Genomic DNA, 24,232 nt, shown 5'->3' on the forward strand with positions numbered 1-24,232 from the left:
CAAAGCAACGATCCACACCGGACATGTCGAACGCCGATCCCCTGCTGCAGCCCTACCGCCTGCGCCACCTGACCCTGCGCAACCGCTTCATGTCGACGGCGCACGAGCCCGCCTACACTGAGGACGGCATGCCGAAGGAGCGGTACCGCCTGTACCATTCCGAGAAGGCCAAGGGCGGCATCGCCCTGACCATGATCGGCGGATCCTCTGTGGTGGCGCCGGACAGCCCGCAGGCCTTCGGCAACATCCTGCTTTACCAGGACGAGGTGGTGCGCTGGCTGAAGGAGCTGTCGGACGACGTGCATTCGCACGGCGCCGCCGTGATGATCCAGGTCACCCATCTCGGCCGCCGCACCAGCTGGTCGAAGGCCGACTGGCTGCCGGTCGTCGCCCCCTCCCCGATCCGTGAGCCGGCGCACCGCGCCTTCCCCAAGGCGATGGAGGACTGGGACATCGAGCGCATCGTCGCCGCCTATGCCGACGGCGCCGAGCGGGTGCAGGCCGGCGGCCTCGACGGGCTGGAGCTCGAATGCTACGGCCACCTGATCGACCAGTTCTGGTCGCCGGCCACCAACCGGCGCGACGACGAATACGGCGGCGGGCTGGACAACCGGCTGCGCTTCGCCTTCCGGGTGCTGCGCGCCATCCGCGACCGGGTCGGGCCGGACTTCATCGTCGGCACCCGCATGGTGTGCGACGAGGATTGGGACCGCGGCCTGTCGAAGGCCGAGGGGCTGGAGATCGCCAACCGGCTGGTCGCCAGCGGCCTGATCGACTTCGTCAACGTCATCAAGGGCCACATCGACACCGACGAGGCGCTGTCGCATGTCATCCCCGGCATGGGCGCCCGCTCCTCCCCCCATCTCGACTTCGCCGGCGAGGTGCGGGCGGCGACCAGGGTGCCGACCTTCCACGCCGCCCGCATCCAGGACGTCGCCACCGCGCGCCACGCGATCGAGGCCGGCAAGCTCGACATGGTCGGGATGACCCGGCCGCACATGGCCGACCCGCACATCGTCCGCAAGGTGATGGCGGGGCGCGAGGACGAGATCCGGCCCTGCGTCGGCATGGGCTACTGCATCGACAGCATCTATGGCGGCCAGGCCGCCTGCATCCACAACGCCGCCACCGGGCGCGAGGCGACGATGCCGCATGTCGTCGCCCGGACCACCGGCCCGCGCCGCAAGGTGGTGGTGGTCGGCGCCGGCCCGGCCGGGCTGGAGGCGGCGCGCGTCGCCGGCGAGCGCGGCCATGCCGTGACCCTGTTCGAGGCCGCGGCGGAGCCCGGCGGCCAGATCCGCATCACCGCCGGCCTGCCGCGCCGGCGCGAGATCATGGGCATCGTCGACTGGCGCATGGCCCAGTGCGAGCGGCACGGCGTGGCGATGCGCTTCAACACCTATGCCGAGGCCGAGGACGTGCTGGCTGAGCAGCCGGACGTGGTGGTGGCGGCGACCGGCGGCCTGCCGAACACCGGCTTCCTCGATGCCGGCGAGGAACTGGTGACCACCAGCTGGGACATCCTGAGCGGCGCCGTGAAGCCGGCCGAGAGCGTGCTGCTATACGACGACAACGGCGCCCATCCCGGCCTGACCGCGGCGGAGTTCATCGCCGGCGCCGGCAGCAGGCTGGAGCTGGTGACGCCGGAGCGGATGCTGGCCCCGGATGTCGGCGGCACCAGCTACCCCGCCTATTTCCGCGCCTTCTCCGAGCATGGCGTCGAGATCACCATCAACCTGCGGCTGGAGAGCGTGCGCCGCGACGGCAACCGGCTGGTCGCCAGCTTCCGCGACGAATACGGCCGCCGCCAGGTCGAGAAGCGGGCCGACCAGGTGGTGGTCGAGCACGGCACCCTGCCGCTGGACGAGCTGTATTTCGCGCTGAAGCCGCTGTCGTCGAACCTCGGCGCCGTCGACTACGCGGCGATGATCGCCGGCCGGGCGCAGGCGGTGGCGCGCAACCCCGACGGCCGTTTCACCCTGTGGCGGATCGGCGATGCGGTCTCGTCCCGCAACATCCATGCCGCGGTCTATGACGCGCTGCGGCTGCTGAAGGACGTGTGAGCGTGGCCATCCTCGCCATCGATGCCGATGCGCTGGCGGTCGACCCGCTGTGGCTGGTCGAGCAGCTGCGGCTCGGGCATCTCAAGGGCATCGGCGAGGTCGAGCGGCTGCTGATGACGGAGCCGGATTCCGCCAACAGCCTGCTGACCTGGGTGGCGTGGCGGCCCGGCGAGGCGCTGGGGGCGAAGCTGGCGGCGGTGTTCCCCGGCAATGAAGGCCGCGACGCCGGGCCCAACATCCGATCGGTCGTGGTGCTGTTCGACGGGCAGGATGGAAGGCCGGAGGCGGTGATCACCGGCGAGAGCTTCACCCGCGCCAAGACCGCCGCCGATTCCGCCCTCGGCGCCAGCCTGCTGGCCCGGCCGGATGCCGAGACCCTGGCGGTGCTGGGGGCCGGCGCCCAGGCTGAGACCCAGATCCGCTACCTCCTGGCGGTGCGGCCGTCGCTGCGGCGCGTCGCGATCTGGAACCGCAGCGGCGACAAGGCCCGGTCGCTGGCTGCCGGCCTCGCCATCTCCGGCGTCGAGATCGCCGCGATCGAGGATGCCGAGGCGGCGGTGCGCGCCGCCGACATCGTCTCCTGCGTCACCGCCTCCGCCACGCCGGTGCTGCATGGCCACTGGCTGAAGCCTGGGACCCATGTCGACCTGGTCGGCTCCTTCACGCCGGAGATGCGCGAGGCCGATGACGAGACGATGCGGCGATCTCGGCTGTTCGTCGACACCCGGCGTTTCACGCTCGAGGGCTGCGGCGAGTTCACCCAGGCGATCGCCGCCGGCGCCATCGCGGCAGCTGATGTCGTGGCCGAGCTGGCCGAACTCTGCGCCGGCGCCGCGGGCCGCCGCTCGGCCGACGAGATCACCTTGTTCAAGAACGCCGGCGGCGGGCATCTCGACCTGATGGCGGCCCGCGCCTTCCTCGCCTTCGCCCGGCCCGGCTGAACCGATCGCAACGAAACCGGCCCGGGCAAGGGCCGGACGACAACTCACAGGGGTGCATCATGGACGACGAGACCTTGGGCAAGCTACATCCGGCGATTCCGCCGATGGCCGAACAGCTGAAGGCCGGCCGGATCGGCCGGCGCGACTTCATCCGCACCGCCGCCCTGCTCGGCATGGCGGCCCCGGCGGCCTATGCCATGGCCGGGCGGATCACCGGCGATGCCGCGATCCCGCAGGCGATGGCCCAGGACACGCCGCGCAAGGGCGGGATCCTGCGCATCGGCATGCCGGTGATGGACTGCGCCGACCCCGCGATCTTCGACTGGTCGGAGAAGGGCAATGTCGCCCGGCTGATCGTCGAGCCGCTGGTGTCGATCGGCACCGACGACATCTCCCGCCCCTGGCTGGCCGAGCGCTGGGAGGCCAATGACGATGTCAGCCAATGGACCTTTCATCTCCGCCAGGGGGTGAAGTGGAACAACGGCGACGATTTCGGCGCCGACGACGTGATCGCCACCTTCACCCGCTGGCTGGACAGCAAGACCGGCTCCTCGAACCAGGGCCGCTTCAGCGGCCTGACGGTGAAGGACGGCGACACGGTCAAGCTGGCGCCGGGCGCGCTGGAGAAGGTCGACGACCACACCGTGCGCTTCCACCTGCAGACCCCGATGCTGCAGTTCCCGGAGAGCCTGGGCGACTATCCCGCGCTGATCACCCATCGCGACTTCGCCAAGGACGGCGCCAACCTGATGAAGAATCCGATCGGCACCGGCCCGTTCCGCCTGAAGGAGGTGGCGGTGGGGTCGCGCGCGGTGTTCGAGAAGCGGCCGGCGGCGGAGTATTGGGGCGACGAGGTCTATCTCGACGGCGTCGAATATGTCGATCTCGGCAGCGACCCCTCGGCCTGGCTGGCGGCGCTGGGCTCCGGCCAGGTCGACCTGGTGAGCCAGGTGCCGGTCAACCTGCTGCCCGCGGTCCAGGGCATCCCGGGGCTGAAGCTCTATGACAAGCTGACGGCGGAGACCGGCGTCGCCCGCTTCCGCATCAGCGAGAAGCCGTTCGACCAGAAGGCGGTGCGCCAGGCGATCCAGGCCTGCGTCGACCATGCCCGCCTGACCCAGCTGGCCTATCAGGGCTTCGGCACGCCGGGCGAGGATGTCCATGTCTCGCCGATCCATCCGGAATACACGCCCCTGCCCCTGCCGCCGCCGGACATCGACAAGGCGAAGAGGCTGCTGGCCGAGGCGGGCTATCCCGACGGGCTGTCGATCGAGATCAACTGCCAGGACGCGCTGAAGCACGAGATCGACACCGCCACGGTGCTGTCCGAGATGGTCAAGCCCGCGGGCATCGACCTCAAGGTCAACGTGCTGCCCGGCGCCACCTTCTGGGACCGCTGGACCAAATGGCCGTTCTCGGTGACCCAGTGGCTGACCCGGCCGCTGGCGGTGCAGGTGCTGGCCCTGGCCTACCGCACCGGCGTGGCCTGGAACGAGACCGGCTATTCCAACCCGGAATTCGACCGGGTGCTGGACCAGGCCCAGGCCACGCTCGACATCGAGAAGCGCAAGGTGCTGGTGCACCGGCTGGAGCAGATCATGCAGGAGGACGCGATCGCCATCATCCCGTTCTGGCTGAAGATCTTCACCGCCAGCAGCGACAAGCTGCAGGGCTTCGAATACCACTTCGCCCGCGAGATGCACCTGAACAAGGTCTGGCTGGCGGGGTGAGTTGGCGGAAAAGAGCGGCCTCGCCTGCCCCCTCTTCGTCATTGCGAGCGTAGCGAATCCATCCATGCCAGGCGGCGCCATGGATGGATTCGTCGGCTTCGCCTCCTCGCAATGACAATGGAAAATATTTCGGTCGGGACATGTCGGATCATGGAACGGCCCTTCGTCTTACAGCCGGCGTTGGCGAAAACGCACGAGATGGAGAGGAAGAGCCCCATGATCCGCACAGCCCTGATGGCCGCAGCCCTGCTGGTCGCCGCCCCTGCCCTGGCCGAGGCCCAGCCGGCCGGCGACCGCGTCGAGGTCAACGGCATGCAGATGTATTACGAGGTGTCCGGCACCGGCGCTCCGCTGGTCGTGCTGCACGGCGCCTACATGAACATCCCGTCCATGGGCGCGATCATCCCCAGGCTCGCCGAGACCCACAAGGTCTATGCGATCGAATTCCAGGGCCACGGCCGCACCACCGACATCGACCGCCCGATCACCTATCCCGCCCTGGCGGACGATGTGGCCGCCTTCATGGACAAGGTCGGCCTGAAGCAGGCCGACGTGTTCGGCTATTCCATGGGCGCCGCCGTCGGGCTGCAGCTGGCCATCCGCCACCCGGAGAAGGTGAACAAGCTGGTGATGGCCTCCGCCGCCTACGACGCCCAGGGCTGGCAGCCGGAGTTCACGGCCTTCATCCCGCAGATGACGGTGGAGATGTTCGTCGGCATGCCGGTGTTCGCCGAGGCCTATCGCAAGCTCGCCGCCAACCCCGACGGCTTTCCGGAGCTGGTCCGCAAGCTGATCGCGCTGGAGCACGAGCCGATGGCCTGGGGCGCCGACGTCAAGGCGCTGAGGACTCCGGTGCTGATCATCACCGGTGACGCCGACGTGGCGACCCTCGAGCATTCGGTCGCGCTGTTCCGGCTGCTCGGCGGCGGCGGCATGGGCGACATGGGCAAGCCGCTGCCCGCCTCGCGCCTCGCCGTCCTGCCCGCGACGTCGCACACCGCCGTCATCGGCCAGACCGAGCTGCTGGCGGCCATCATCGAGCCGTTCCTGAAGGGCGAGACGCCGAAGGGGATGTTCGAGTAGAGAGAAACATGGCGTTCGCGATCAAAGCCGGGATTGTCGATCCGAGGGCGGAGACGTTCGCGTTCGCCGCGCAGAAGACGATGTATGGCGGCAAGCATATCGCCGAAGGCGACACGGTCTTCGTGTTCGCGAGCGAGACCGAGGGCGGGCAAGGCCTGATCGCGCGCGGCATCGTCACCTCGGCCGAAGCGATCGCGAAGCTGCCCGGCATCGCCCGGCAGACGCCGCGGGTGAGCCTCACCATCCGGCGCACCGCACTGGCGAAGCGGCCGCTGGGGCGGCGTGCGCTCAAGCTGTTCACCGAGTGGAATGACGGCCGACCCGGGACCGAGCTCAACTTCAAATTCTATCGTCAGGCGACGAACAAGATCGTCGGCCTGTCGGACGAGGCGGCCGCGTTCCTCAGCGAATTCTTCTAGTGCAGACCGGCTGACGGTTCTCTCTCCGCGGAGACGATGCCGGGACCCGGACGCCCTCCGTCACGCCGCGGCGTTGTCCCGGCGGGTGCCGTCCTTGCGCATCTGGTCCGGCGTCGTCCCGGTCAGGCGGTGGAACATGGCGATGAAGGCCGAGGCGTTGCCGTAGCCCAGCGACAGCGCCACCTGCCGCACCGGCTGGCCCTCCTCCAGCCGGGACAGGGCGGCCACCAGCTTCATCCGCTGGCGCCATTCGGCGAAGGACATGCCGAGGTCGCGCTGGCAGTGGCGCGACAGCGTGCGCTCGGTGGTGCCGGTGATCCGCGCCCATTCGGCCAGCGATCGGCGGTCCCCCGGATCACGCTGCAGCGCCTCCAGCACGAGGCGCAGCACCGGGTCGTCCGACACCGGCAGGTAGGAGGCGTGGCGTGGCGCCAGCCGGATCTGGTCGACCAGCACCTGGGCCAGCCGCAGATCGGCGTCGCTTTTCGGCACGCGGATCTTCCGGGCGTCGAAATCGGCCAGAATCGCCTTGATCAGCGGGCTGAGGTTCAGGGTGCAGGGCTCGGCCGGCAGGTCGGCGCAGAGTTCGCGCACCACATAGATCGAGACATAGCGCACCGCATCGCGGTTCTGGCAGGCATGTGGCATGTCCGGCGGGTTCCAGATCGCGTAATGCGGCGGCGACAGGTAGTGCACGCCGCCGATCGTCGTCTGCATCAAGCCGCGGACGGCATAGTTCAGCTTGCCCCAGGGCAGTGTCACCACGGGCCAGACCATGCCGGCGGGATAGTCCTCGGTTCGGAAGGACAGCGGGTCGGGCTGATCGCCGTAGAGATCGGGCCTGCGGTCGGGGGATCCGGCGTCAGTCATGTCCAGTCCTCCCCATCGCCTGTCCGAAACTCATTATATATCTCTAAGCCGCCAGACGCTAGGGTTGCGGCATGCCAAACCAGAGCCCCACCCTGCCCTTGCGGTACCTCGCGCTGCCGGTCGTGACCATCGCGATCTGGTCCGGCAACGTCGTCGTCACCAAGCTGGCGGCCACCGCGATCCACCCCAGCGTCATCGCCTTCGAGCGCTGGCTGCTGGCGCTGCTGCTGCTGTCGCCCTTCCTGCTGCACCAGGTGTGGCGGCTGCGGCGCGAGATCCTGCGGCAGCTGCCGAAGCTGGCGGTGCTGGGACTGCTCGGCATGGCGACCTATCAGGGCCTGGCCTATTACGCGGCCGAGACCACTTCGGCCACCAAGATGGGCTTCGTGGTGTCGCTGGTGCCGCTGCTGACCATGGCGCTGTCCAGCCTGCTGCTGGCCGAGGCGCCCAGCCTGGGCATGGTGGCCGGCGGAGTGCTGTCGCTGTTCGGGCTGGCGCTGCTGATGGGCCAGGGCGACCCCGCGTCGGTGTTCACCGGCGGCCTGTCGCCGGGCGACGGCATGATGCTGGTCGCCTGCGTCGCCTATGCCGGCTACAGCGTGCTGCTGCGGCGCTGGGCGATGCCGCTGCCGGCCTGGCCGTCGCTGTACATGCAGATCGCCTTCGCCACGCTGTTCCTGCTGCCGGGCTGGGCCCTGGCGCCATCGGCGCCGCACAGCGCGACCGCGATCGGGCTGGTGCTCTATGCCGGGATCCCGACCTCGATCCTGGCGCCGTATCTGTGGATGCAGGCGATCCGACTGCTCGGGGCCAGCCGCACCAGCATCTTCATCAACCTGGCGCCTGTCATGACCGCGGCGATCGCAGTGGCGGTGCTGGGCGAGACCGTGCACCTGTACCATCTGACCGGCGGCGGGCTGGTGTTGCTGGGGGTCCTGCTGGCCCAGCGCTTCAGCCGCCGGCCGGCGCCACGCCCGGTGCCCGACACGGCGCAGGCCGAGGCCGCGGAGTAAGACGCGGCGCCGCGTCCCCTAGGGGATGCGGCGCCCGTCCGTCCGCGTCCTACTTCCAGCCGTGCTCGGCGCCGAAGGCGCGCAGCGCCTTGTCATGCTCGCGGCGCAGTTGGGTCAGCTTCCGCGTCAGGTCCCGCCCGAGGATCTTGGCGTAGTCCTGGCCGGTCTTGGCCTTGGCCCAGTCGTTCTCCACGAAGCGGGCATCGACCCGGCCGGAGCGGGTGACCGACACCGGCGTCTGGGTGAAGCTGCCGGCCGCCTTGGTCAGCTCGGCGACGAAGGTGGCGTCGTCGAGGCCGCTATAGGCCTTGCCCGTGGAGTCGGCGATGTTCAGGAAGAATAGGTCGTGGCCGAAGGCGGTGTAGCCGCCGCCGAGGCCCTTGTTCACCGACGCCGCATGCTCGTAGAAGGCCTGCGCCTCCGGCCCGGTCGGCGCATGGTCCTTGAAGGTGACCACGGCGAAGGCGGTGTTGCCCTGGCCCTCGGGCGTGAAGTCGGTGACCAGCACGCTCCACTGCCGGAAGGTGTAGCCTAGCGCGGCGGCGAGCCTGGTCGCCGTATCGGGGTCGGTCTCGAAGGCGGATTGCAGCGAGGCATTGGTGTGCAGCTCGTAGCCGCCCGGCGTGACCTCGGTCTGCACCTGGTCGGCCGGAAGCTTCAGCAGCTCCAGGATCTTCGGCAGCTCGGTGTCCCGCACCTGCTCGGTGAAGGCGGCGCGCTCGGGGTACTGCGCCTTGTTCTCGTCGAGGCCGAGCGACTTGAAGGTCAGCGCCTCGTAGGAGAACAGCAGGGTCGGGCCGGTCGGGGCCACCGGGGCCGGCGCCGGCGCGTTCTGGTCGGCACAGGCCGACAGGGTCACCGCGGCGGCGAGGCCGCCGACCAGCGCCAGGGTTTTGAGAGATCGCAACAGGTTCATCAGGTAGTCCCCTCCAGATCAGGGCGCGATGCCCGGGCCGGAGTATAGGAAGGATCGTCGGCCGCCGCAGGTCCCCAATTTGCGGGGATCGCCGGGATGCGATACCAGATGGGCATCGTTCGTTCCGGAGACCGACATGACCGACCGTCCCGATGAGTCCCCCGACGCCGGCGACGCCACGCGCCGCCTGATCGAGGTGATGGCGCGGCTGCGCGACCCGCAGGCCGGCTGCCCCTGGGACATCGAGCAGAACTTCCGCACCATCGCGCCCTACACCATCGAAGAGGCCTATGAGGTGGCCGACGCGATCGAGCGCGACGCGATGGACGAGCTGAAGGACGAGCTGGGAGACCTGCTGTTCCAGGTCGCGTTCCATTCGCGGATGGCCGAGGAGCGCGGGGCGTTCGATTTCGCCGGTGTCGCCGCCGGCATCGTCGACAAGATGATCCGCCGCCACCCCCATGTCTTCGGCGACCAGCCGGTCGATGCCGACGGCATGCCGGCGCAGTGGGAGCGGCAGAAGGCGGAGGAGCGAGCGGCCAAGGCGGCGTCCGAGGGCCGGGCCGCCGGGGCGCTGGACGGCATCGCCGCCGGGCTGCCCAGCCTGACCCGGGCGCTGAAGCTGCAGAAGCGCGCCGCCCGCGTCGGCTTCGACTGGACCGACCCGGCCGACATCCTCGACAAGATCGACGAGGAGGTCGCGGAGATCCGGGCGGAGATCGACGGCAAGGCGCCGAAGGAGCGGATCGAGGACGAGATCGGCGACCTGCTGTTCTGCGCCGTCAACCTCGCCCGCCGTTACGAGGTCGACCCCGATGCCGCCCTGCGCCGCACCAACGCCAAGTTCGAGCGCCGCTTCCGCCACCTGGAGGCCGCGCTGAAGGCCGTGGGCCGCGACCCCGCCGGCGCCAGCCTGGACGAGATGGAGGCGCTGTGGGTCGCCGCCAAGCAGGCGGAAAGGGTAGCGTGAGGATGGCAATGCTGTCAGGCAGGGGCCGCCTCCCCGCCGTCACCGCGATGACGGTCGCATTCCTGGCTTGCACTGCGGCCTTTGCTCAGACACCTGCAGAGCTGCTGATCGGCCGATGGGAACTGGTCTCCCAGCGACGGGTCGTCGATGGAAAGGGCGATACGGATCGGCCCGTCTCGGACAAGGGCCGCTCGATCATCGACTTCAGCACCGATGGAACGTGGCGGATCTTCGCCAGTTCGCACAAGGGATCACACGGCACCTATCGATGGCTGGGACCCGATCGAATCGCGTCGACAACCATCAAGGCTCCGATCCCGGCTGGCAACGGCGCCAGGCGGACCTTGTCCGTTGAGGTCGAGGAGCGGCAACTCACGCTGACGGTGGCGCTCTCGGCGGAGGAGCTGAAAAAGTCCGGCGGACAGGCCAAGCCGGATGTGTCGTATCCGCAGGAGCAGGTGGTCGTCTCCACGTTTCGACGGCTGCCGGACTGACCGCCGAACGCCGGGTCGGTGAGCCGACCCGGCGTTCGGCGAACGATCAGACGCCCAGCAGTTCGACGTCGAAGATCAGGGTGGCGTTCGGCGGGATGACGCCGCCGGCGCCGCGCGCGCCATAGCCCAGGGCGGCCGGGATGGTCAGCCGGCGCTTGCCGCCGACCTTCATGCCGGCGACGCCCTCGTCCCAGCCCTTGATCACCCGGCCGCCGCCCAGCGGGAAGCGGAACGGCTCGTTGCGGTCCTTGCTGGAATCGAACTTCGTGCCGGCGCTGCCGTCGGCGTTCTGCAGCCAGCCGGTGTAGTGCACGGTCACGGTGACGCCGGCCTTGGCCTCGGCGCCGGTGCCGATTTCGACGTCGTCGATCTCCAGCCCGGAGGCGGTGACGGTGCGGGACATGGAGATTCCTTTCGCTTCTTGTCTCGGGTTCTGTCGGGTGTCAGGCCGCGGCGGCGATATCGCCCATGGCGGCGCGGGCGGCGTGCCAGCTGGGCTCGTCGGGCGCCACCAGGATGGGGCCCTGGCGCAGGGTCGGACGGTAGCGGGTGCCGTCCATCACCGCGGCCCAGCCGCCGGCCTCGGCGTGCATCAGCGTCCCGGCCGCATGGTCCCAGGGGAACAGCTTGCGATAGGCCAGGATGTCGATCCGCCCCTCGACGGCGTCGATGTAGTCGGCGCCGGCGCAGTTGACATGGACCTGCGATGCCAGCGCATCGCGCAGCCGGACCAGCCCCTCGGCATAGCCAAGCGGCCGCTTGGCCAGGTTGAAGCCGCCGCGCAGCGCCGCCAGCGGACCCGGCCTGGCCAGGGTCAGGCGCCTGCCGTCGAGCCAGGCGCCCTCGCCGCGGATGGTCCAGGCGGTGCGGTCCTCGACCGGCAGGTGGATCCAGCCCATCAGCGTCTCGCCCTTGCGCGCCAGGGCGACGATGGTGGCGAAGCGCGGCCGGCCGGCGACGAAATTGGCGGTGCCGTCGACCGGGTCGACGATCCAGACCGGGTCGTCGCCGTCCAGCAGGTCGAGCACGGCGGGGTCCTTGGCGTAGGCCTCCTCCCCCAGCACGCGCGATCCGGGCAGCAGCGCGGGCAGCCGCTCGGCCAGCCGGATCTCGCTCTCCTGGTCGGCGATGGTGACGAGGTCGCCGGGCGCCTTCTCCATCACCGCCCCCGCCTCCAGCCGGCCGAAGCGCGGCAGGATCAGCTCCCGCGCCGTTTCGGCGATCAGGGCGGCGACCTGGTCGATCTCGGGCAGGCGCATCAGGTCGGCATCCTCAGTGGCGGGTGGTGCCGAGCTGGCGGTGCAGCCGCGCGGCGTCGTTCGGGTGCAGCCGGACGCGGACGAAAACATGGGCGCCGTCGTCGCGCGCCTCCAGCACCTCGCCATGGCTGTGCAGCCAGGCCATGGTGCGGCCGTCGGCGATATCCAGCTTCACCGTCAGGGTCTCGCGGTCGGCGTTGATCCGGGTCGCGACCAGCGCCAGCAGCGCGTCGCAGCCCTCGCCGGTCAGGGCCGAGATCACCGCCGTGTCGTGGCCGCGACGGCGGCCCGCGGCCGCCAGCGTCTCGCGCTCATGCTCCGGCAGCAGGTCGGCCTTGTTCAGCACCTCGATCACCCGCCCGTCGGCGTCGATGTCGATGTCCAGGTCGCGCAGCACGCCTTCGACGTCCTCGCGCTGGGATTCGGTGTCGGGATGAGCGATGTCGCGGACATGCAGGATCACATCCGCGGCCTGCACCTCCTCCAGCGTCGCCCGGAAGGCGGCGACCAGATGGGTCGGCAGGTCGGAGATGAAGCCGACGGTGTCGGACAGGATGATCTTGCGCCCCTGCCCCGCCTCGATCGCCCGCATGGTCGGGTCAAGGGTGGCGAACAGCATGTCCTTGGCCAGCACCGTGGCCCGGGTCAGCCGGTTGAACAGGGTCGACTTGCCGGCGTTGGTGTAGCCGACCAGCGCCACCACCGGATACGGCACCCGCGCCCGGGCGTCGCGGTGCAGCGACCGGGTGCGGCGGACGTCGTCCAGCTGCCGCTTGATCTGGATGATGCGGTCGTCGATCTGGCGGCGATCCAACTCGATCTGGGTTTCGCCGGGGCCGCCGAGGAAGCCGGCACCGCCGCGCTGCCGCTCCAGATGGGTCCAGGACCGCACCAGGCGCGAGCGCTGGTAGCTGAGATGCGCCAGCTCGACCTGCAGCTGGCCCTCGCGGGTGCGGGCCCGTTCGCCGAAGATCTCGAGGATCAGGCCGGTGCGGTCGATGACCTTGACCTTCCAGCGCCGCTCGAGGTTGCGCTGCTGCACCGGGCTCAGCGTCGCGTCGACCACGACGAGCCCGGCTTCGGTCGCGGCGACCACGGTCGACAGCTCCTCCAGCGCGCCCTCGCCGATCAGGGTGGCGGGGCGCGGCTGGGCGACACGGACGCAGCGCGCCTCGGCGACCTCGAGGGAGATCGCGCGTGACAGGCCGACCGCCTCCTCGAGTGAGGCTTCGGGGGTGCGGCCGGTGTCGTGGCGGGCGCTGGGGAGCACGGGGTGAATGACGATGGCGCGCCCAGAGGACGCGCCATCCACACCGAGATTCTGTCCCAAAGGGATCAGGCCTCTTCCTTCTGCGGCTCGAACAGCTGGATCGGATGCGCCGGCATCACGGTCGAGATGGCATGTTTGTAGACCAACTGCGAATGCGCGTCACGGCGTAGCAGGACCGAGAAGTTGTCGAACCAAGTGATGATTCCCTGGAGCTTCACCCCGTTGACGAGGAAGATCGTCACCGGGATCTTGTTCTTGCGGACGTTGTTGAGAAACACGTCCTGAACGTTTTGTGCCTTTTCAGACATAGTTCGGATCCTGCTGCTTGATTTTATTGGAGCCCCGTCGGGCCCGAGCCACACGATGTGGCACCGTTGGACAATATGGGAAGCGATAGGCCGGAGAAAAGAGACACATCGACATGATCACGATGCGCCGGCACCTTCGGCATGGGCGACATACGCCTCCAGCAACCGGCGGCCCAGGGCGCCGGGCGTGCCGTCCCCGACGGCGCGGTCGTCGATCCGCACCACCGGGGTGACGAAGCTGGTGGCGCTGCTGACGAAGGCCTCGCGCGCCGCATAGGCCTCGTCGAGGTCGAACGGTCGCTCCTCGAAACGCACGCCCTCCGCCGCCGCGATCCTCAGGATCGACTGGCGGGTGATGCCGTTGAGGATGTCGTGGCTGGCCGGTCGGGTGACCAGGGCCCCATCCGCGGTCAGGATCCAGGCGTTGGACGACGTGCCCTCGGTGACGAAGCCGTCCTCGTCCACCTGCCAGGCCTCGAAGGCACCGCGCTCCGCCGCCTCCTGCTTGCCCAGCACCTGGGCCAGCAGGCCGACGGTCTTGAGGTCGCAGCGCTTCCAGCGGATGTCGGGGATGGTGATCACCCGGACCCCGGCTCGGGCGTTGGCCGCCAGGGCCGCGCGCCGCGTGGTCATCACCAGGGTCGGCCGCGCCGCCGCGGGGAAGCGGAAGTCGCGCGCCGCCGTGCCCCGCGTCACCTGCAGGTAGATCAGCCCGTTGCGCACGCCGTTGCGCCCGATCAGCCGGCGCATGATCAGCCGCATCACCCGGCGCTCGCAGGGCCAGGCGATGCGCAGCTCGCCCAGACAACGGTCGAGCCGGTCGAGATGGCCGTCCTCGTCGATCAGCCGGCCATTGCGGATGCACACGACCTCGTAGACGCCATCGGCGAACTGGAAGCCCCGGTCCTCGACATGCACCGCCGCCTGGGCATGCGGCACATATCGCCCGTTCACATAGGCGTCGCGCGCCATTCCCTGGTGTCTCCCGCTCTTCCGATGGGTGTCAGTCGACGAGCTTGCCGGGCCGGTCGCCGGCGCCGTGCACGCCCAGGCTCTTCATCTTGCGATGCAGGGCCGACCGCTCCATGCCGATGAACTCCGCCGTCCGGCTGATGTTGCCGCCGAAGCGGGTGACCTGGGCGATCAGGTACTCCCGCTCGAACAGCTCGCGCGCGTCGCGCAGCGGCAGGCCCATGATCTCGCTGCCGCGGTCGCCGCGCAGCACCGCCGGGGCGATGGCGCCGATCTCGGGCGGCAGCATGTCGGCATGGATCGGCATCGAATTGTCGCCGGCCGCCATGATCAGCAGCCATTCCACGACGTTGCGCAGCTGGCGGACATTGCCGGGCCAGCTGTAGGCCTGCAGCGCCGCCATGGCGTCCTCGCCGATCTGGCGCGGCATCAGCCCCTGGGTGTCGGCGGCGCGCTGCATGAAGTGGCGGGCCAGCAGCGGGATGTCCTCGCGCCGGGCGGCCATCGGCGGCACCGCGATCGGCACGACGTTGAGGCGGTAGTACAGGTCCTCGCGGAACCGCCCTTCGGCGATCTCGCCCGGCAGGTCGCGGTTCGAGGAGGCGATGACGCGGACATCGACCTCGACCCGGGTGGCGCCGCCGACCCGGACGAAGGTCTGCTCCTGCAGCACCCGGACGATCTTGCCCTGGGTGACCAGCGGCATGTCCGCCACCTCGTCCAGCAGCAGGGTGCCGCCATGGGCCTGTTCGAAGGTGCCGACCTTGCGGGTGCTGGTGACGCCGTCGATTGTGGTCTCGACCCCGAACAGCTCCTCCTCCAGCCGGTCGGGATGCATCGCGGCGCAGTTCAGGGCGATGAACGGGCCGTCGGCGCGCTTGGACAGGACGTGGATCTGGCGGGCCACCACCTCCTTGCCGACCCCGGCCGGGCCGGTGATCAGCACCCGGCTGCCGGTCGGCGCCGCGCGTTCAATCTGCTGGGCTAGCTGGCCGATCACCGCGGACTGGCCGATCAGCTCAACCTCGGTGCCGGCGCGCAGCCGCAGCTCGGCGTTCTCGCGCCGCAGCCGCGCCGCCTCGATGGCGCGGTCCACCATCAGCAGCAGCCGGTCGGACTTGAACGGCTTCTCGATGAAGTCGTAGGCGCCGTGCTTGATCGCGGTGACCGCGGTCTCGATGTTGCCGTGGCCGCTGATCATCAGCACCGGCACGCCGGGATGGTCGCGGCGGATGATGTCCAGCAGCTCCAGCCCGTCGATCGGGCTGCCCTGCAGCCAGACGTCGAGCACCACCAGGCTGGGCTGGCGCGCGGCAAGCTCCTGCTGCGCCTGCGTCGTGTCGCCGGCTTCCCGCGTCGTATAGCCTTCGTCGTCGAGAATGCCCGAGATGAGCATTCGGATATCCGCCTCGTCGTCTACGACGAGAATGTCATGCGCCATGGCCCACCGCGTCCTTGGAGCCCGCAGTCGTCACCTGCTCGGTCGATTCGCTTGGCTCGTCACCGGTTGGAACAACCGGCATGCCCGCCTGTTCCAGCGGAAATACGAGGCTGACCCTCGCACCGCCGCCGAGACGATCTTCCAGGACCAGGCGGCCGCCGTGATCCTCCATGATTTTCTTGACGATGGCGAGGCCCAATCCGGTGCCCTTGGTGCGGGTGGTGACATAGGGTTCGGTCAGCCGGTCGCGGTCGGCGGTCGGCAGTCCCTTGCCGTTGTCCTCCACCGTGATCCAGGCCTCGCCGTCGAAATAGTCCAGGATCAGGCGGACCGCACCCTTGGGCAGGTCACGGCCCTCGGCGATGCGGCCGTCGATCGCGTCCGCGGCATTCTGCAGCAGGTTGGTCACGGCCTGCGACAGCTGCCGGGAATCGCAGGGCACCTGGGGGCGCTGGTCGGGCTGGCTGAAGGCGAAGCCGATCTTCGCATGGGCATTGCGCTGCAGGAACATCGCCTGCTGGCAGGTCTCCGACAGGTCGATCGCCTTCATCACCGGCGTCGGCATGCGGGCGAAGGCCGAGAACTCGTCGACCATCCGGCCGATGTCGCCGACCTGGCGCACAATTGTCTCGGTGCAGGTGATGAAGGTCTGAGGGTCGTCCGTGATCTGCTTGAGATATTTGCGCTTCAGGCGTTCCGCCGACAGCTGGATCGGGGTCAGAGGATTCTTGATCTCATGCGCGATCCGCCGGGCGACATCGGCCCAGGCCGCCTTGCGCTGGGCCGACAGCAGCTCGGTCACGTCGTCGAAGGTGACGACGAAGCCGCGGACCTCGCCGTCCAGCCGCTCGGCGGCGATGCGGGCCAGCAGCACCCGGTTCTCGCTGTCGCGGCGGATCTTCACCTGGCCCTCGACCACCCGCCCCTGGCGGTTGCGGGCGCTGGCCAGCAGCTCGGCCATCTCAGGCACCGCAGTCTCAAGCGGCTCGCCCACCAGCTCGTCGAGCGACCGGCCCAGCAGCTCGGTGGCCGACCGGTTCGGCAGGTTGACCCGGCCGTCCTGGTCGAGGCCGAGGACGCCGGCCGAGACGCCGGACAGCACGGTCTCGGTGAACTGCCGGCGCTGGTCGAGCTGGCGGTTGGCCTCGATCAGCTCGCGGCGCTGGCTTTCCAGCTGGTTGGTCATGCGGTTGAACGACCGGGCCAGGCTGCCCAGCTCGTCGGTGCTGTCGCTGCCCTGGACCCGGATCGACAGGTCGCCGGCGCGCACCCGCTCGGACGCCATGATCAGCTCGCGCAGCGGCCGCACCAAAGTGTCGGCGAAGACCAGGCCGATCCACACCGCGGCCATCAGCAAAAGCACCGCCACCGTGACGTAGATCGCGGTGAAGATCAGCTGCAGCTGCGACCGCCTGCCCTCCAGCGCGCGGTAGTCGGCCACGGCGCCCTTGGTCTGCTCGACATACGCCAGCGCCTCCGGGTCGACCTGCTTGGCGATCAGCAGGAACGCCTCGAAGGGAAAGCCGTTCAGCCGCACCAGCGCGCGCACCCGGTCGGTCTGGCTGTCGACGATCAGTTCGACCGGCCCGTACCCGGCATCGCCGGACGAGGCCCGCCGGTACTGGTCCTGGTCGACCATGTCCAGCTTGAGCCCCTTGGCGAAGGCCGATTCCGCGATCACCTGCCCACGCCGGTCGATGATCCGGATGTCCGGCAGCGAATAGGTCTGCGTCATGTTGCTGAGGATGCTGACCAGGGCATATTTGTTGCCGTCGATCAGCTCCGGATACTGCGAATAGGCCCGCTCGATCGTCGACGCGATGCTCTGCGCGGCGTAGCGGATGCTGTTCTGGTTCTCCTCGAGATAGACCTGGGCGACCGAGAGCGATTCGTTGATCGCGGTCGAGACCCGCTCGGAGAACCAGGTCTGCACCCCGATGTTGAAGATCACGGCGGAGAACACCGCGACCAGGATCGCCGGCGCCACCGCGACCACGGCGAACAGCGCCACCAGCCGCACATGCAGGCGCGACCCGGCCGAGCCCCGGCGGCGCGCCGCCCAGATCCGGACCAGCCTCCGCGCCACGATCGCGCCGAGCATCAGGAGGATGCTGAGGTCGAGCACCAGCAGCAGCGACACCCGGTCGGCATCCTTTCCGAACAGCGAATTGCTGCTGAGCGCGGTGTAGGTGGCGATGCCGGAGCCGACAGCCGCGATGATCAGCACCACCGCCAGCTTGTTCTCCAGCCCGACGCGGGCTGCCCATTGGTAGAGCTGCCGCCAGAGAGTCGGTGTGCCCGCGGCGTTGGTCGTCATAGGGGATGGGTCTGCCGGCGACGGAAAGGTCAAGCGGCTAGCTTAGGCCACGGACCACCGGGATGTCTAACTCGCGGATCTTCTTGCGCAAGGTGTTGCGGTTGAGGCCGAGCAGCTCGGCCGCGCGGATCTGGTTGCCGCGGGTCGCCCCCAGGCTCAGCGTGATCAGCGGCCGCTCGACCTCGCGCAGCACGCGGTCGTAGAGTCCGCTGGACGGCAGGCTGCCGGCATGGGCGGCGAAATAGTCGCGCAGATGCCGCTCGACCGCGGCGGACAGCCCCTCGCCGGCCGGTTCGGCGCCGGGCTCGACCAGGCCCTGCTGCGGCAGTGCGTCGCTCAGCTCCGCCTCGATCACGTCGACCCCGATGGTCTCCTGCGAATAGAGGGCGCAGAGCCGCCGGGCCAGGTTCTCCAGTTCGCGGACATTGCCGGGCCAGCGGTGCCGCGTCAGCCGCTCCATCGCCCGCTTGTCCAGCGACTTCTCGCTCATGCCCTCGGCGGCGGCGCGGCGCATGAAGTGGCTGACCAGGGCCGGGATGTCCTCCGACCGCTCGCGCAGCGGCGGCAGCCGGATCGGCACGACGTTGAGGCGGTAGAACAGATCCTCGCGGAACAGCCCCTGCCGCACCATGGTGCGCAGGTCGCGATGGGTGGCGGCGACGATGCGGACATCGGCGCGGATCGGCGTGCGGCCGCCGACCGTGGTGTATTCGCCCTCCTGCAGCACGCGCAGCAGCCGGGTCTGGGCCTCCATCGGCATGTCGCCGATCTCGTCGAGGAACAGGGTGCCGCCCTGGGCCTGTTCGAAGCGGCCGGTGGAGCGCGACAGCGCCCCGGTGAAGGCGCCCTTCTCATGGCCGAACAGCTCGGATTCGATCAGGTCGCGGGGGATCGCCGCCATGTTGATGGCGACGAAGGGGCCGGACCGGCGGCGGCCGTAATCGTGCAGCGCCCGGGCCACCAGCTCCTTGCCGGTGCCGCTCTCGCCGGCGATCATCACGGTCAGGTCGGTCGCCATCAGCCGGGCCATGACCCGGTAGATCTCCTGCATCGCGGGCGACCGGCCGATCAGCGGCATCGCCTCCTCGCCGTCCTCGGCGCCAGGCCCCGGCACCGCATCCTGGCGCGGCAGGGTCAGGCCGCGTTCGACCACGCTGACCAGCTCCTTCAGGTCGAACGGCTTGGGCAGATACTCGAACGCGCCCCGCTCGGTCGCCTTGACCGCAGTCAGCAGCGTGTTCTGCGCGCTCATGACGATGACGCGCAGCTCCGGCCGCAGCTTCTTGATGCGCGGCAGCAGGTCCAGCCCGTTCTCGTCCGGCATCATCACATCGGTGATGACGAGGTCGCCGACGCCGTCCTGGATCCATTTGTAGAGGGTCGAGGCGGTGCCGGTGCTGCGCACCTCGAGGCCCAGCCGCGACAGCGCCTGGGTCAGCACCATGCGGATGGCGCGATCGTCATCCGCGATGAGGATGGTTCCGGTCGTCATCACTTGCTTCCGTGGTCGCTGTCGCCGTTCACCGCCGGTTCGGCATGGATCGGCAAGGAAATCCGGAACACCGTGCGGCGCGGCTCGCTCTCGAAGCCGATCAGGCCGCCATGGTCGCCGATGATCTTGGCGACCAGCGCCAGGCCGAGGCCGGAGCCCTCCGCCTTGGTGGTCACGAAGGGATCGAACAGGTGCTCCTTGAGGTCATCGGGGATGCCGTCGCCATTGTCCTGGATCGCCACCACCAGCGGCAGGTTCAGCCGCTGGCTGGTGCCCGGCACGGCGATGACGACGCCGCGCTGATAGGCGGTGGTGATGATGATTTCGCCATCCTCCGGCACCGCCTCGACCGCGTTCTTGATCAGGTTCAGGAAGACCTGGACCAGCTGGTCGAACTGCCCGGACACCGGGGGCAGCGACGGGTCGTAGCGCTCGACGAAGCGGACATGGCGGCCGAAGCCGGTCTGGGCGACCTGGCGCGCCCGCTCCAGCACCTCGTGGATGTTGACGGCGTCGCGGTTCAGCGGGCTGGGGTCGGAGAAGGCGTCCATGCGGTCGACCAGCCGGACGATGCGGTCGGTCTCCTCGCAGATCAGCCGGGTCAGGGCCCGGTCCTCGTCGCCGACGGTCTGCTCCAGCAGCTGGGCGGCGCCGCGGATGCCCGACAGCGGGTTCTTGATCTCATGCGCCAGCATCGCGGCCATCGCGGTCATCGACCGGGCGGCGTGGCGGCGGTTCAGCTGGGTGTCGATGCGCCGGGCGACCGATTCCTCGAACAGGCTGACCACGGCGAGGTCGGGCGGATCGACCAGGGCTCCGACGGTCACCGTGACCGTGCGGCGGCCGATGCGCGGGCTTTCCAGCAGCATGCCGTAATCGGCGACGCTGCGGTCCTGCTGGATGGCCTGGTCGATCAGGGTGAACAGCGGGCTGTCGGCCGGCACGATGCCGGTCAGATCCTGGCCCACCAGGGCGGATTCGCTGGCGTCGAGCAGCTGCTGGGCGGCCAGGTTGACATAGCGGATCACCCGGTCGCGGCCGACCGCCAGCACCGCCACCGGCAGCGATGCCAGCAGGGCGAAGGGATCCGGTGGCGGCGGGGCGATTGACGGAATCTGTTTCAGGCTGGGCATGGCGGCATGGTGGCTGCGGACCGTCAGATCAGCCCATCGCCTAAAATTTGTCCAATGAAAGTTTTGCCTAACCAATGAGCAGAAACGCCGTTCGACCCCCTATTTCGCGGGGGAAGAACTGGCCGGCGGCCGGGTCTATATCAGCTGCGGCCATCGGAGCGCCCCAGCGGCGGACCCAGCCGCGGCCGATGGTATCATGAGATCGCCGTCCCAGGACGGTGATAAGGATGGAGCAGAGTCCCATTATGACATCGATGATCGGGCAGATCGGCCGCGTCGCCGCCCTGGCCCTCGGCCTGCTGGCCGCGGCGATGGTGCCGGCCCTCGCGGCCGATATCAAGGGCGCCAAGGACTATCCCGGGATCAAGCGCTTCGAAGGCGCGTCGATCGTGTCCTACAGCACCCAGAAGTTCACGCACTACACTCTGGCGCTGGGCCCCGCCACCGGGGTCGACGCGGGCGGCAAGGCGACCTTCGCCTCCGCGAAGGAGGTCAGCGGCGCGCTGACCCGCCTCAGCTACACCGCGCCGGCCGGCGTCTCCTCCGCCGATGTGTTCGAGAACTACCAGAACGAGCTGGCGGCCAAGGGCTATCAGGTGCTGTTCAAGGCCGACGGCGCGGCGATCGGTCCGAACCAGGGCGACATCTTCGCCGGGATCGAGACCCAGCTGTTCGAGTACAGCACCGAGGCCGGGCATTTCCTGATCGCCGAGTTGACGAAGGACGGCGCCACGGTCGACATCGCCCTCTATGTCACCGAATACGAGGATGGCTACACGCCGCGCGTCGAGGTCGAGAAGGGCCAGGTCATCGTCCAGCTCGACGTCGTCGAATCCGGCGCGCTGCAGGACAAGATGGTCACGGTCTCGGCCGCCGACATCGAGAAGGGCCTGGCGGCGCAGGGCCACATCGCCATCTACGGCATCTATTTTGACACGGCCAAGACCGACCTGAAGCCGGACTCTCAGCCGGCGCTGGACCAGGTGGCCCAGTTCCTCAAGGACGACCCGACGATGAAGATCCATGTCGTCGGCCACACCGACAATGTCGGCGGCATGGACTCCAACATGGCCCTGTCACGGGCCCGGGCGACAGCTGTGGTGGCCGCGCTGGTCAAGCAGTACGGCGTGCCGGCCAGCCGGCTGAACGCGGCCGGCGTCGGGCCGCTGGCGCCGGTGGCGCCGAACGCCACCGACGACGGCCGGGCGAAGAACCGCCGGGTCGAACTGATCCCGCAGTGACCTGGGGCCGGCCGGGCAGGCCCTCCGCCTGCCCGGCCGGCCCCGTCGCGCTTGTCTCTCCCCCGGCGCCGCCCTATCGTGCGGCGCTTTTTTGCCGAGGGAGCCACAGCGGATCATGCCACGCCACGCCGCCGTCATCGTCGCCGCCGGAACCGGCGAGCGGTTCGGCGGGTCCTTGCCCAAGCAGTACCGCCCGCTGGCCGGCAGCTCGGTGCTGCGCCGGTCGGTCGAGGCGTTCCGCGCCAGCGGCCGCTTCGGCGACATCGTCGTGGTGATCCGCGACGAGCACCGGGCGCTGTACGACGCCACCGCATCCGACCTGGGCCTGCCCGACCCGGTGATCGGCGGCGCCACCCGGCAGGACAGCGTGCGGGCGGCTCTGGAATGGCTGGCGTCCCACGCGCCGGACGGCGTTCTGGTGCATGACGCGGCCCGCCCCCTGGTCGACCAGGACACCATCGCCCGGGTGCTCGACGCCCTGGAGACGGCCGAGGCGGCGATCGCCGCGGTGCCGGTGGTCGACACCATCAAGCGGGCCGAGGGCGGCATCGCGTCCGGCACGGTCGACCGCAGCGGCCTGTGGCAGGCGCAGACGCCGCAGGGCTTCCGCTTCGCGACCCTGCTGGCCGCGCATCGCGCCGCTGCCGGCGAAAGCCTGACCGACGACGCCGCGGTGGCGGAGCGCCAGGGCATCGCCGTGCGCATCGTCGAAGGCCATGTCGACAACTTCAAGATCACCACGGAGGCGGACCTGACCCGCGCGGAACGACTGCTCGGCGGCGCCGACATCCGCACCGGCACGGGCTTCGACGTGCATCGCCTGGTCCCGGGCGACGGCGTCATCCTGTGCGGGGTGCACATCCCCCACCCGTTCAAGCTGGACGGGCATTCCGATGCCGATGTCGGGCTGCACGCTTTGACCGACGCGCTGCTGGGGGCCATCGGCGCCGGCGACATCGGCCAGCATTTCCCGCCCTCGGACGAGCGCTGGCGCGGCGCCGATTCCGCCGCCTTCCTGGCTCATGCCGCCAGCCTGGTGCGGGCCCGCGGCACCATCCTCAACGTCGACGTCACCCTGATGTGCGAACGGCCCAAGATCGGGCCGAACCGGGCAGCGATGGTGGCGCGGGTCGCCGAGATCCTGCAGCTTGACCCCGAGCGGGTCAGCGTCAAGGCCACCACCACCGAACGGCTCGGCTTCACCGGCCGGGAAGAGGGGATCGCGGCCCAGGCGTCCGCGAGCGTCCGGATCGAACGCTGATGCCGTTCCGCCCGCTCCCGCCCGGCTGCCGCTTCTGGCAGCCGTCGACGCTGCTGGCGACCGTGGGCGGAATCGGGCTGATCCGGGTGGCCTCCGGCACCTGGGGATCGCTGGCCGCCCTCCCCCTCGCCTGGCTGCTGTGGCTGTGGGGCGGCGAGGCGGCTGTGGCGGCGGGCGGCATCGGCTTCGGCCTGGTCGGGGTCTGGGCCGCAGCCCAGGTCTGCCGCGGCGGCGAGCCGGATTCGAGCGCGATCGTGATCGACGAGGTGGCCGGCCAGCTGCTCGCCGTCGCGCCGATCGCCGGCCTGCCCTGGGCCTACCCCCTCGCCTTCGCCCTGTTCCGACTGCTCGACATCGCCAAGCCCTGGCCGATCTCGTGGCTGGACCGCGAGCTGGCCGGCGGCTGGGGCGTGATGCTGGACGACATCGCCGCCGGGGTGATCGCCGCGGCGGTCTGCGCCGCGGCCGTGGCAGGAGGGTGGATATGATCGACGACGCCGATCTGGTGCTGGCGGAGCAGGTGCTGGCCGCCTGCCGGGCCCGCGGCCTGACCGTGGCGACGGCGGAAAGCTGCACCGGCGGCCTGGTCGCCGCGGCGCTGACCGCGATCGCCGGCTCCTCCGACGTGGTCGAGCGCGGCTTCGTCACCTATTCCAACGCGGCCAAGGCCGAGCTGCTGGGCGTGCCGACCGAGCTGATCGCCACCAAGGGCGCGGTCAGCGCCGAGGTCGCGGCCGCCATGGCCCGGGGCGCGCTGATCCGCGCCAGGGTCGGCCTCGCCGTGGCGGTGACTGGGATCGCCGGGCCGGGCGGCGCTACCCCCGGCAAGCCGGTCGGGCTGGTCCATTTCGGCCTGGCCGTCCAGGGTCTCGCCACCCGCACCGAACGACGCGTCTTCGCCGGCGATCGCACCGCGGTGCGGGCCCAGGCGCTGCGCCTGGCGCTGGAGCTGCTGCTGGCCGGCGCCGGGGCCGCGAAAACCGCATCCCCAACCGCCGATTGACGCGGCTTGCCGCTGGGCGGAGGGCACCGCATCATG

Annotated in this window: 23 protein-coding genes; 12 read left to right on the forward strand and 11 right to left on the reverse strand. The window is 69.7% G+C overall.

From position 1 onward, the window contains the following. Positions 1–23 precede the first annotated feature (23 nt). The 5 genes from E9232_RS27465 to E9232_RS27485 all read left to right on the forward strand — a co-directional run bounded on the left by E9232_RS27465 (position 24) and on the right by E9232_RS27485 (position 6,236). The gene (locus tag E9232_RS27465; RefSeq protein WP_309799562.1) at positions 24–2,063 is read left to right on the forward strand and encodes an oxidoreductase; all 2,040 of its coding nucleotides are present in this window, start codon (positions 24–26) and stop codon (positions 2,061–2,063) included. Between the two features lie 2 nt (positions 2,064–2,065). After that, the gene (locus E9232_RS27470) at positions 2,066–3,004 is read left to right on the forward strand and encodes an ornithine cyclodeaminase family protein (protein ID WP_309799564.1); all 939 of its coding nucleotides are present in this window, start codon (positions 2,066–2,068) and stop codon (positions 3,002–3,004) included. Positions 3,005–3,063: 59 nt separating this feature from the next. Beyond that, positions 3,064–4,734 (forward strand): ABC transporter substrate-binding protein, encoded by a 1,671-nt coding sequence (locus E9232_RS27475; protein WP_309799566.1) that lies wholly within the window; start codon positions 3,064–3,066, stop codon positions 4,732–4,734. A gap of 216 nt (positions 4,735–4,950) precedes the next feature. Next, positions 4,951–5,817: an alpha/beta fold hydrolase gene (locus E9232_RS27480; protein ID WP_309799568.1), complete on the forward strand. Its 867-nt coding sequence runs from the start codon at positions 4,951–4,953 to the stop codon at positions 5,815–5,817. Positions 5,818–5,825: 8 nt separating this feature from the next. Further along, the gene (locus E9232_RS27485) at positions 5,826–6,236 is read left to right on the forward strand and encodes a hypothetical protein (protein WP_309799570.1); all 411 of its coding nucleotides are present in this window, start codon (positions 5,826–5,828) and stop codon (positions 6,234–6,236) included. Between the two features lie 60 nt (positions 6,237–6,296). Here the strand turns inward: E9232_RS27485 and E9232_RS27490 are convergent, their stop codons facing one another. Next, a complete protein-coding gene (locus E9232_RS27490; protein WP_309799571.1) occupies positions 6,297–7,106 on the reverse strand; it encodes an AraC family transcriptional regulator in 810 nt (269 codons plus the stop codon). 71 nt (positions 7,107–7,177) lie between these two features. On the opposite strand from E9232_RS27490, the gene E9232_RS27495 reads away from it, so the two are divergent. Continuing rightward, positions 7,178–8,119: a DMT family transporter gene (locus E9232_RS27495; RefSeq protein WP_309799572.1), complete on the forward strand. Its 942-nt coding sequence runs from the start codon at positions 7,178–7,180 to the stop codon at positions 8,117–8,119. A 49-nt stretch (positions 8,120–8,168) separates the two neighbouring features. On the opposite strand, the gene E9232_RS27500 is transcribed toward E9232_RS27495, so the two are convergent. Further along, positions 8,169–9,026, reverse strand: coding sequence for a hypothetical protein (locus tag E9232_RS27500; RefSeq protein WP_309799574.1), 858 nt, complete (start codon positions 9,024–9,026; stop codon positions 8,169–8,171). A gap of 145 nt (positions 9,027–9,171) precedes the next feature. Here E9232_RS27500 and mazG point away from each other — a divergent pair, with 145 nt between their 5' ends. Both mazG and E9232_RS27510 read left to right on the forward strand, forming a co-directional pair. Further along, complete coding sequence (gene mazG, locus E9232_RS27505; protein WP_309799575.1) at positions 9,172–10,005, forward strand: nucleoside triphosphate pyrophosphohydrolase; 834 nt, start codon at positions 9,172–9,174, stop codon at positions 10,003–10,005. Between the two features lie 2 nt (positions 10,006–10,007). Next, entirely contained in the window at positions 10,008–10,499 is a 492-nt protein-coding gene (locus E9232_RS27510) for a hypothetical protein (RefSeq protein ID WP_309799577.1), read from the forward strand. 46 nt (positions 10,500–10,545) lie between these two features. Here the strand turns inward: E9232_RS27510 and E9232_RS27515 are convergent, their stop codons facing one another. The 9 genes from E9232_RS27515 to E9232_RS27555 form a co-directional block, all read right to left on the reverse strand. Further along, positions 10,546–10,902, reverse strand: coding sequence for an FKBP-type peptidyl-prolyl cis-trans isomerase (locus E9232_RS27515; RefSeq protein ID WP_309799580.1), 357 nt, complete (start codon positions 10,900–10,902; stop codon positions 10,546–10,548). A 40-nt stretch (positions 10,903–10,942) separates the two neighbouring features. Further along, positions 10,943–11,758, reverse strand: a complete 816-nt coding sequence (locus E9232_RS27520; RefSeq protein ID WP_309799581.1) for an inositol monophosphatase family protein — start codon at positions 11,756–11,758, stop codon at positions 10,943–10,945. A 13-nt stretch (positions 11,759–11,771) separates the two neighbouring features. After that, positions 11,772–13,028 (reverse strand): GTPase HflX, encoded by a 1,257-nt coding sequence (hflX, locus tag E9232_RS27525; RefSeq protein WP_309799583.1) that lies wholly within the window; start codon positions 13,026–13,028, stop codon positions 11,772–11,774. 65 nt (positions 13,029–13,093) lie between these two features. After that, positions 13,094–13,336 carry an RNA chaperone Hfq gene (gene hfq, locus E9232_RS27530; RefSeq protein WP_026870608.1) on the reverse strand — a complete coding sequence of 81 codons (243 nt, stop codon included), beginning with the start codon at positions 13,334–13,336 and terminating at the stop codon, positions 13,094–13,096. Positions 13,337–13,453: 117 nt separating this feature from the next. Continuing rightward, the gene (locus tag E9232_RS27535; RefSeq protein WP_309799590.1) at positions 13,454–14,308 is read right to left on the reverse strand and encodes a D-amino-acid transaminase; all 855 of its coding nucleotides are present in this window, start codon (positions 14,306–14,308) and stop codon (positions 13,454–13,456) included. 31 nt (positions 14,309–14,339) lie between these two features. Continuing rightward, positions 14,340–15,749, reverse strand: a complete 1,410-nt coding sequence (ntrX, locus tag E9232_RS27540) for a nitrogen assimilation response regulator NtrX (RefSeq protein WP_309799592.1) — start codon at positions 15,747–15,749, stop codon at positions 14,340–14,342. After that, positions 15,739–18,066, reverse strand: coding sequence for a sensor histidine kinase NtrY-like (locus tag E9232_RS27545; protein WP_309799594.1), 2,328 nt, complete (start codon positions 18,064–18,066; stop codon positions 15,739–15,741). The genes ntrX and E9232_RS27545 overlap by 11 nt, the downstream gene beginning before the upstream one ends. A 37-nt stretch (positions 18,067–18,103) precedes the next feature. Further along, a complete protein-coding gene (gene ntrC, locus E9232_RS27550; protein ID WP_309799596.1) occupies positions 18,104–19,558 on the reverse strand; it encodes a nitrogen regulation protein NR(I) in 1,455 nt (484 codons plus the stop codon). Further along, entirely contained in the window at positions 19,558–20,691 is a 1,134-nt protein-coding gene (locus E9232_RS27555) for a two-component system sensor histidine kinase NtrB (RefSeq protein WP_309799598.1), read from the reverse strand. The genes ntrC and E9232_RS27555 overlap by 1 nt, the downstream gene beginning before the upstream one ends. A 245-nt stretch (positions 20,692–20,936) precedes the next feature. Between E9232_RS27555 and E9232_RS27560 the strand changes: the two genes are divergently transcribed. The 4 genes from E9232_RS27560 (at position 20,937) to E9232_RS27575 (ending at position 24,196) form a co-directional block, all read left to right on the forward strand. Then, entirely contained in the window at positions 20,937–21,932 is a 996-nt protein-coding gene (locus E9232_RS27560) for an OmpA family protein (RefSeq protein ID WP_309799600.1), read from the forward strand. Positions 21,933–22,047: 115 nt separating this feature from the next. Beyond that, complete coding sequence (locus tag E9232_RS27565; protein ID WP_309799602.1) at positions 22,048–23,193, forward strand: bifunctional 2-C-methyl-D-erythritol 4-phosphate cytidylyltransferase/2-C-methyl-D-erythritol 2,4-cyclodiphosphate synthase; 1,146 nt, start codon at positions 22,048–22,050, stop codon at positions 23,191–23,193. After that, complete coding sequence (locus tag E9232_RS27570) at positions 23,193–23,681, forward strand: phosphatidylglycerophosphatase A family protein (RefSeq protein WP_309799603.1); 489 nt, start codon at positions 23,193–23,195, stop codon at positions 23,679–23,681. Before E9232_RS27565 ends, E9232_RS27570 begins: the two co-directional genes overlap by 1 nt. Further along, the gene (locus E9232_RS27575; RefSeq protein ID WP_309799605.1) at positions 23,678–24,196 is read left to right on the forward strand and encodes a CinA family protein; all 519 of its coding nucleotides are present in this window, start codon (positions 23,678–23,680) and stop codon (positions 24,194–24,196) included. Before E9232_RS27570 ends, E9232_RS27575 begins: the two co-directional genes overlap by 4 nt. The last annotated feature ends 36 nt before the right edge of the window (positions 24,197–24,232 follow it).

Origin of the sequence: Inquilinus ginsengisoli (assembly GCF_031453975.1) — a bacterium.
GTDB lineage: Bacteria > Pseudomonadota > Alphaproteobacteria > DSM-16000 > Inquilinaceae > Inquilinus > Inquilinus ginsengisoli_A.

Bases quoted from the DNA above. Each gene is read 5' to 3' on its own strand.
- E9232_RS27475 (WP_309799566.1), top strand. From the start codon at position 3,064: ATGGACGACGAGACCTTGGGCAAGCTACATCCGGCGATTCCGCCGATG.
- ntrX (WP_309799592.1), bottom strand. From the start codon at position 15,749: ATGGCGCATGACATTCTCGTCGTAGACGACGAGGCGGATATCCGAATG.
- E9232_RS27575 (WP_309799605.1), top strand. From the start codon at position 23,678: ATGATCGACGACGCCGATCTGGTGCTGGCGGAGCAGGTGCTGGCCGCC.
- E9232_RS27520 (WP_309799581.1), bottom strand. From the start codon at position 11,758: ATGCGCCTGCCCGAGATCGACCAGGTCGCCGCCCTGATCGCCGAAACG.
- E9232_RS27465 (WP_309799562.1), top strand. From the start codon at position 24: ATGTCGAACGCCGATCCCCTGCTGCAGCCCTACCGCCTGCGCCACCTG.
- E9232_RS27535 (WP_309799590.1), bottom strand. From the start codon at position 14,308: ATGGCGCGCGACGCCTATGTGAACGGGCGATATGTGCCGCATGCCCAG.
- E9232_RS27570 (WP_309799603.1), top strand. From the start codon at position 23,193: ATGCCGTTCCGCCCGCTCCCGCCCGGCTGCCGCTTCTGGCAGCCGTCG.
- E9232_RS27555 (WP_309799598.1), bottom strand. From the start codon at position 20,691: ATGCCCAGCCTGAAACAGATTCCGTCAATCGCCCCGCCGCCACCGGAT.
- E9232_RS27490 (WP_309799571.1), bottom strand. From the start codon at position 7,106: ATGACTGACGCCGGATCCCCCGACCGCAGGCCCGATCTCTACGGCGAT.
- E9232_RS27565 (WP_309799602.1), top strand. From the start codon at position 22,048: ATGCCACGCCACGCCGCCGTCATCGTCGCCGCCGGAACCGGCGAGCGG.
- E9232_RS27515 (WP_309799580.1), bottom strand. From the start codon at position 10,902: ATGTCCCGCACCGTCACCGCCTCCGGGCTGGAGATCGACGACGTCGAA.
- E9232_RS27510 (WP_309799577.1), top strand. From the start codon at position 10,008: ATGGCAATGCTGTCAGGCAGGGGCCGCCTCCCCGCCGTCACCGCGATG.
- mazG (WP_309799575.1), top strand. From the start codon at position 9,172: ATGACCGACCGTCCCGATGAGTCCCCCGACGCCGGCGACGCCACGCGC.
- hfq (WP_026870608.1), bottom strand. From the start codon at position 13,336: ATGTCTGAAAAGGCACAAAACGTTCAGGACGTGTTTCTCAACAACGTC.
- ntrC (WP_309799596.1), bottom strand. From the start codon at position 19,558: ATGACGACCGGAACCATCCTCATCGCGGATGACGATCGCGCCATCCGC.
- E9232_RS27480 (WP_309799568.1), top strand. From the start codon at position 4,951: ATGATCCGCACAGCCCTGATGGCCGCAGCCCTGCTGGTCGCCGCCCCT.
- E9232_RS27485 (WP_309799570.1), top strand. From the start codon at position 5,826: ATGGCGTTCGCGATCAAAGCCGGGATTGTCGATCCGAGGGCGGAGACG.
- E9232_RS27545 (WP_309799594.1), bottom strand. From the start codon at position 18,066: ATGACGACCAACGCCGCGGGCACACCGACTCTCTGGCGGCAGCTCTAC.
- E9232_RS27495 (WP_309799572.1), top strand. From the start codon at position 7,178: ATGCCAAACCAGAGCCCCACCCTGCCCTTGCGGTACCTCGCGCTGCCG.
- E9232_RS27560 (WP_309799600.1), top strand. From the start codon at position 20,937: ATGACATCGATGATCGGGCAGATCGGCCGCGTCGCCGCCCTGGCCCTC.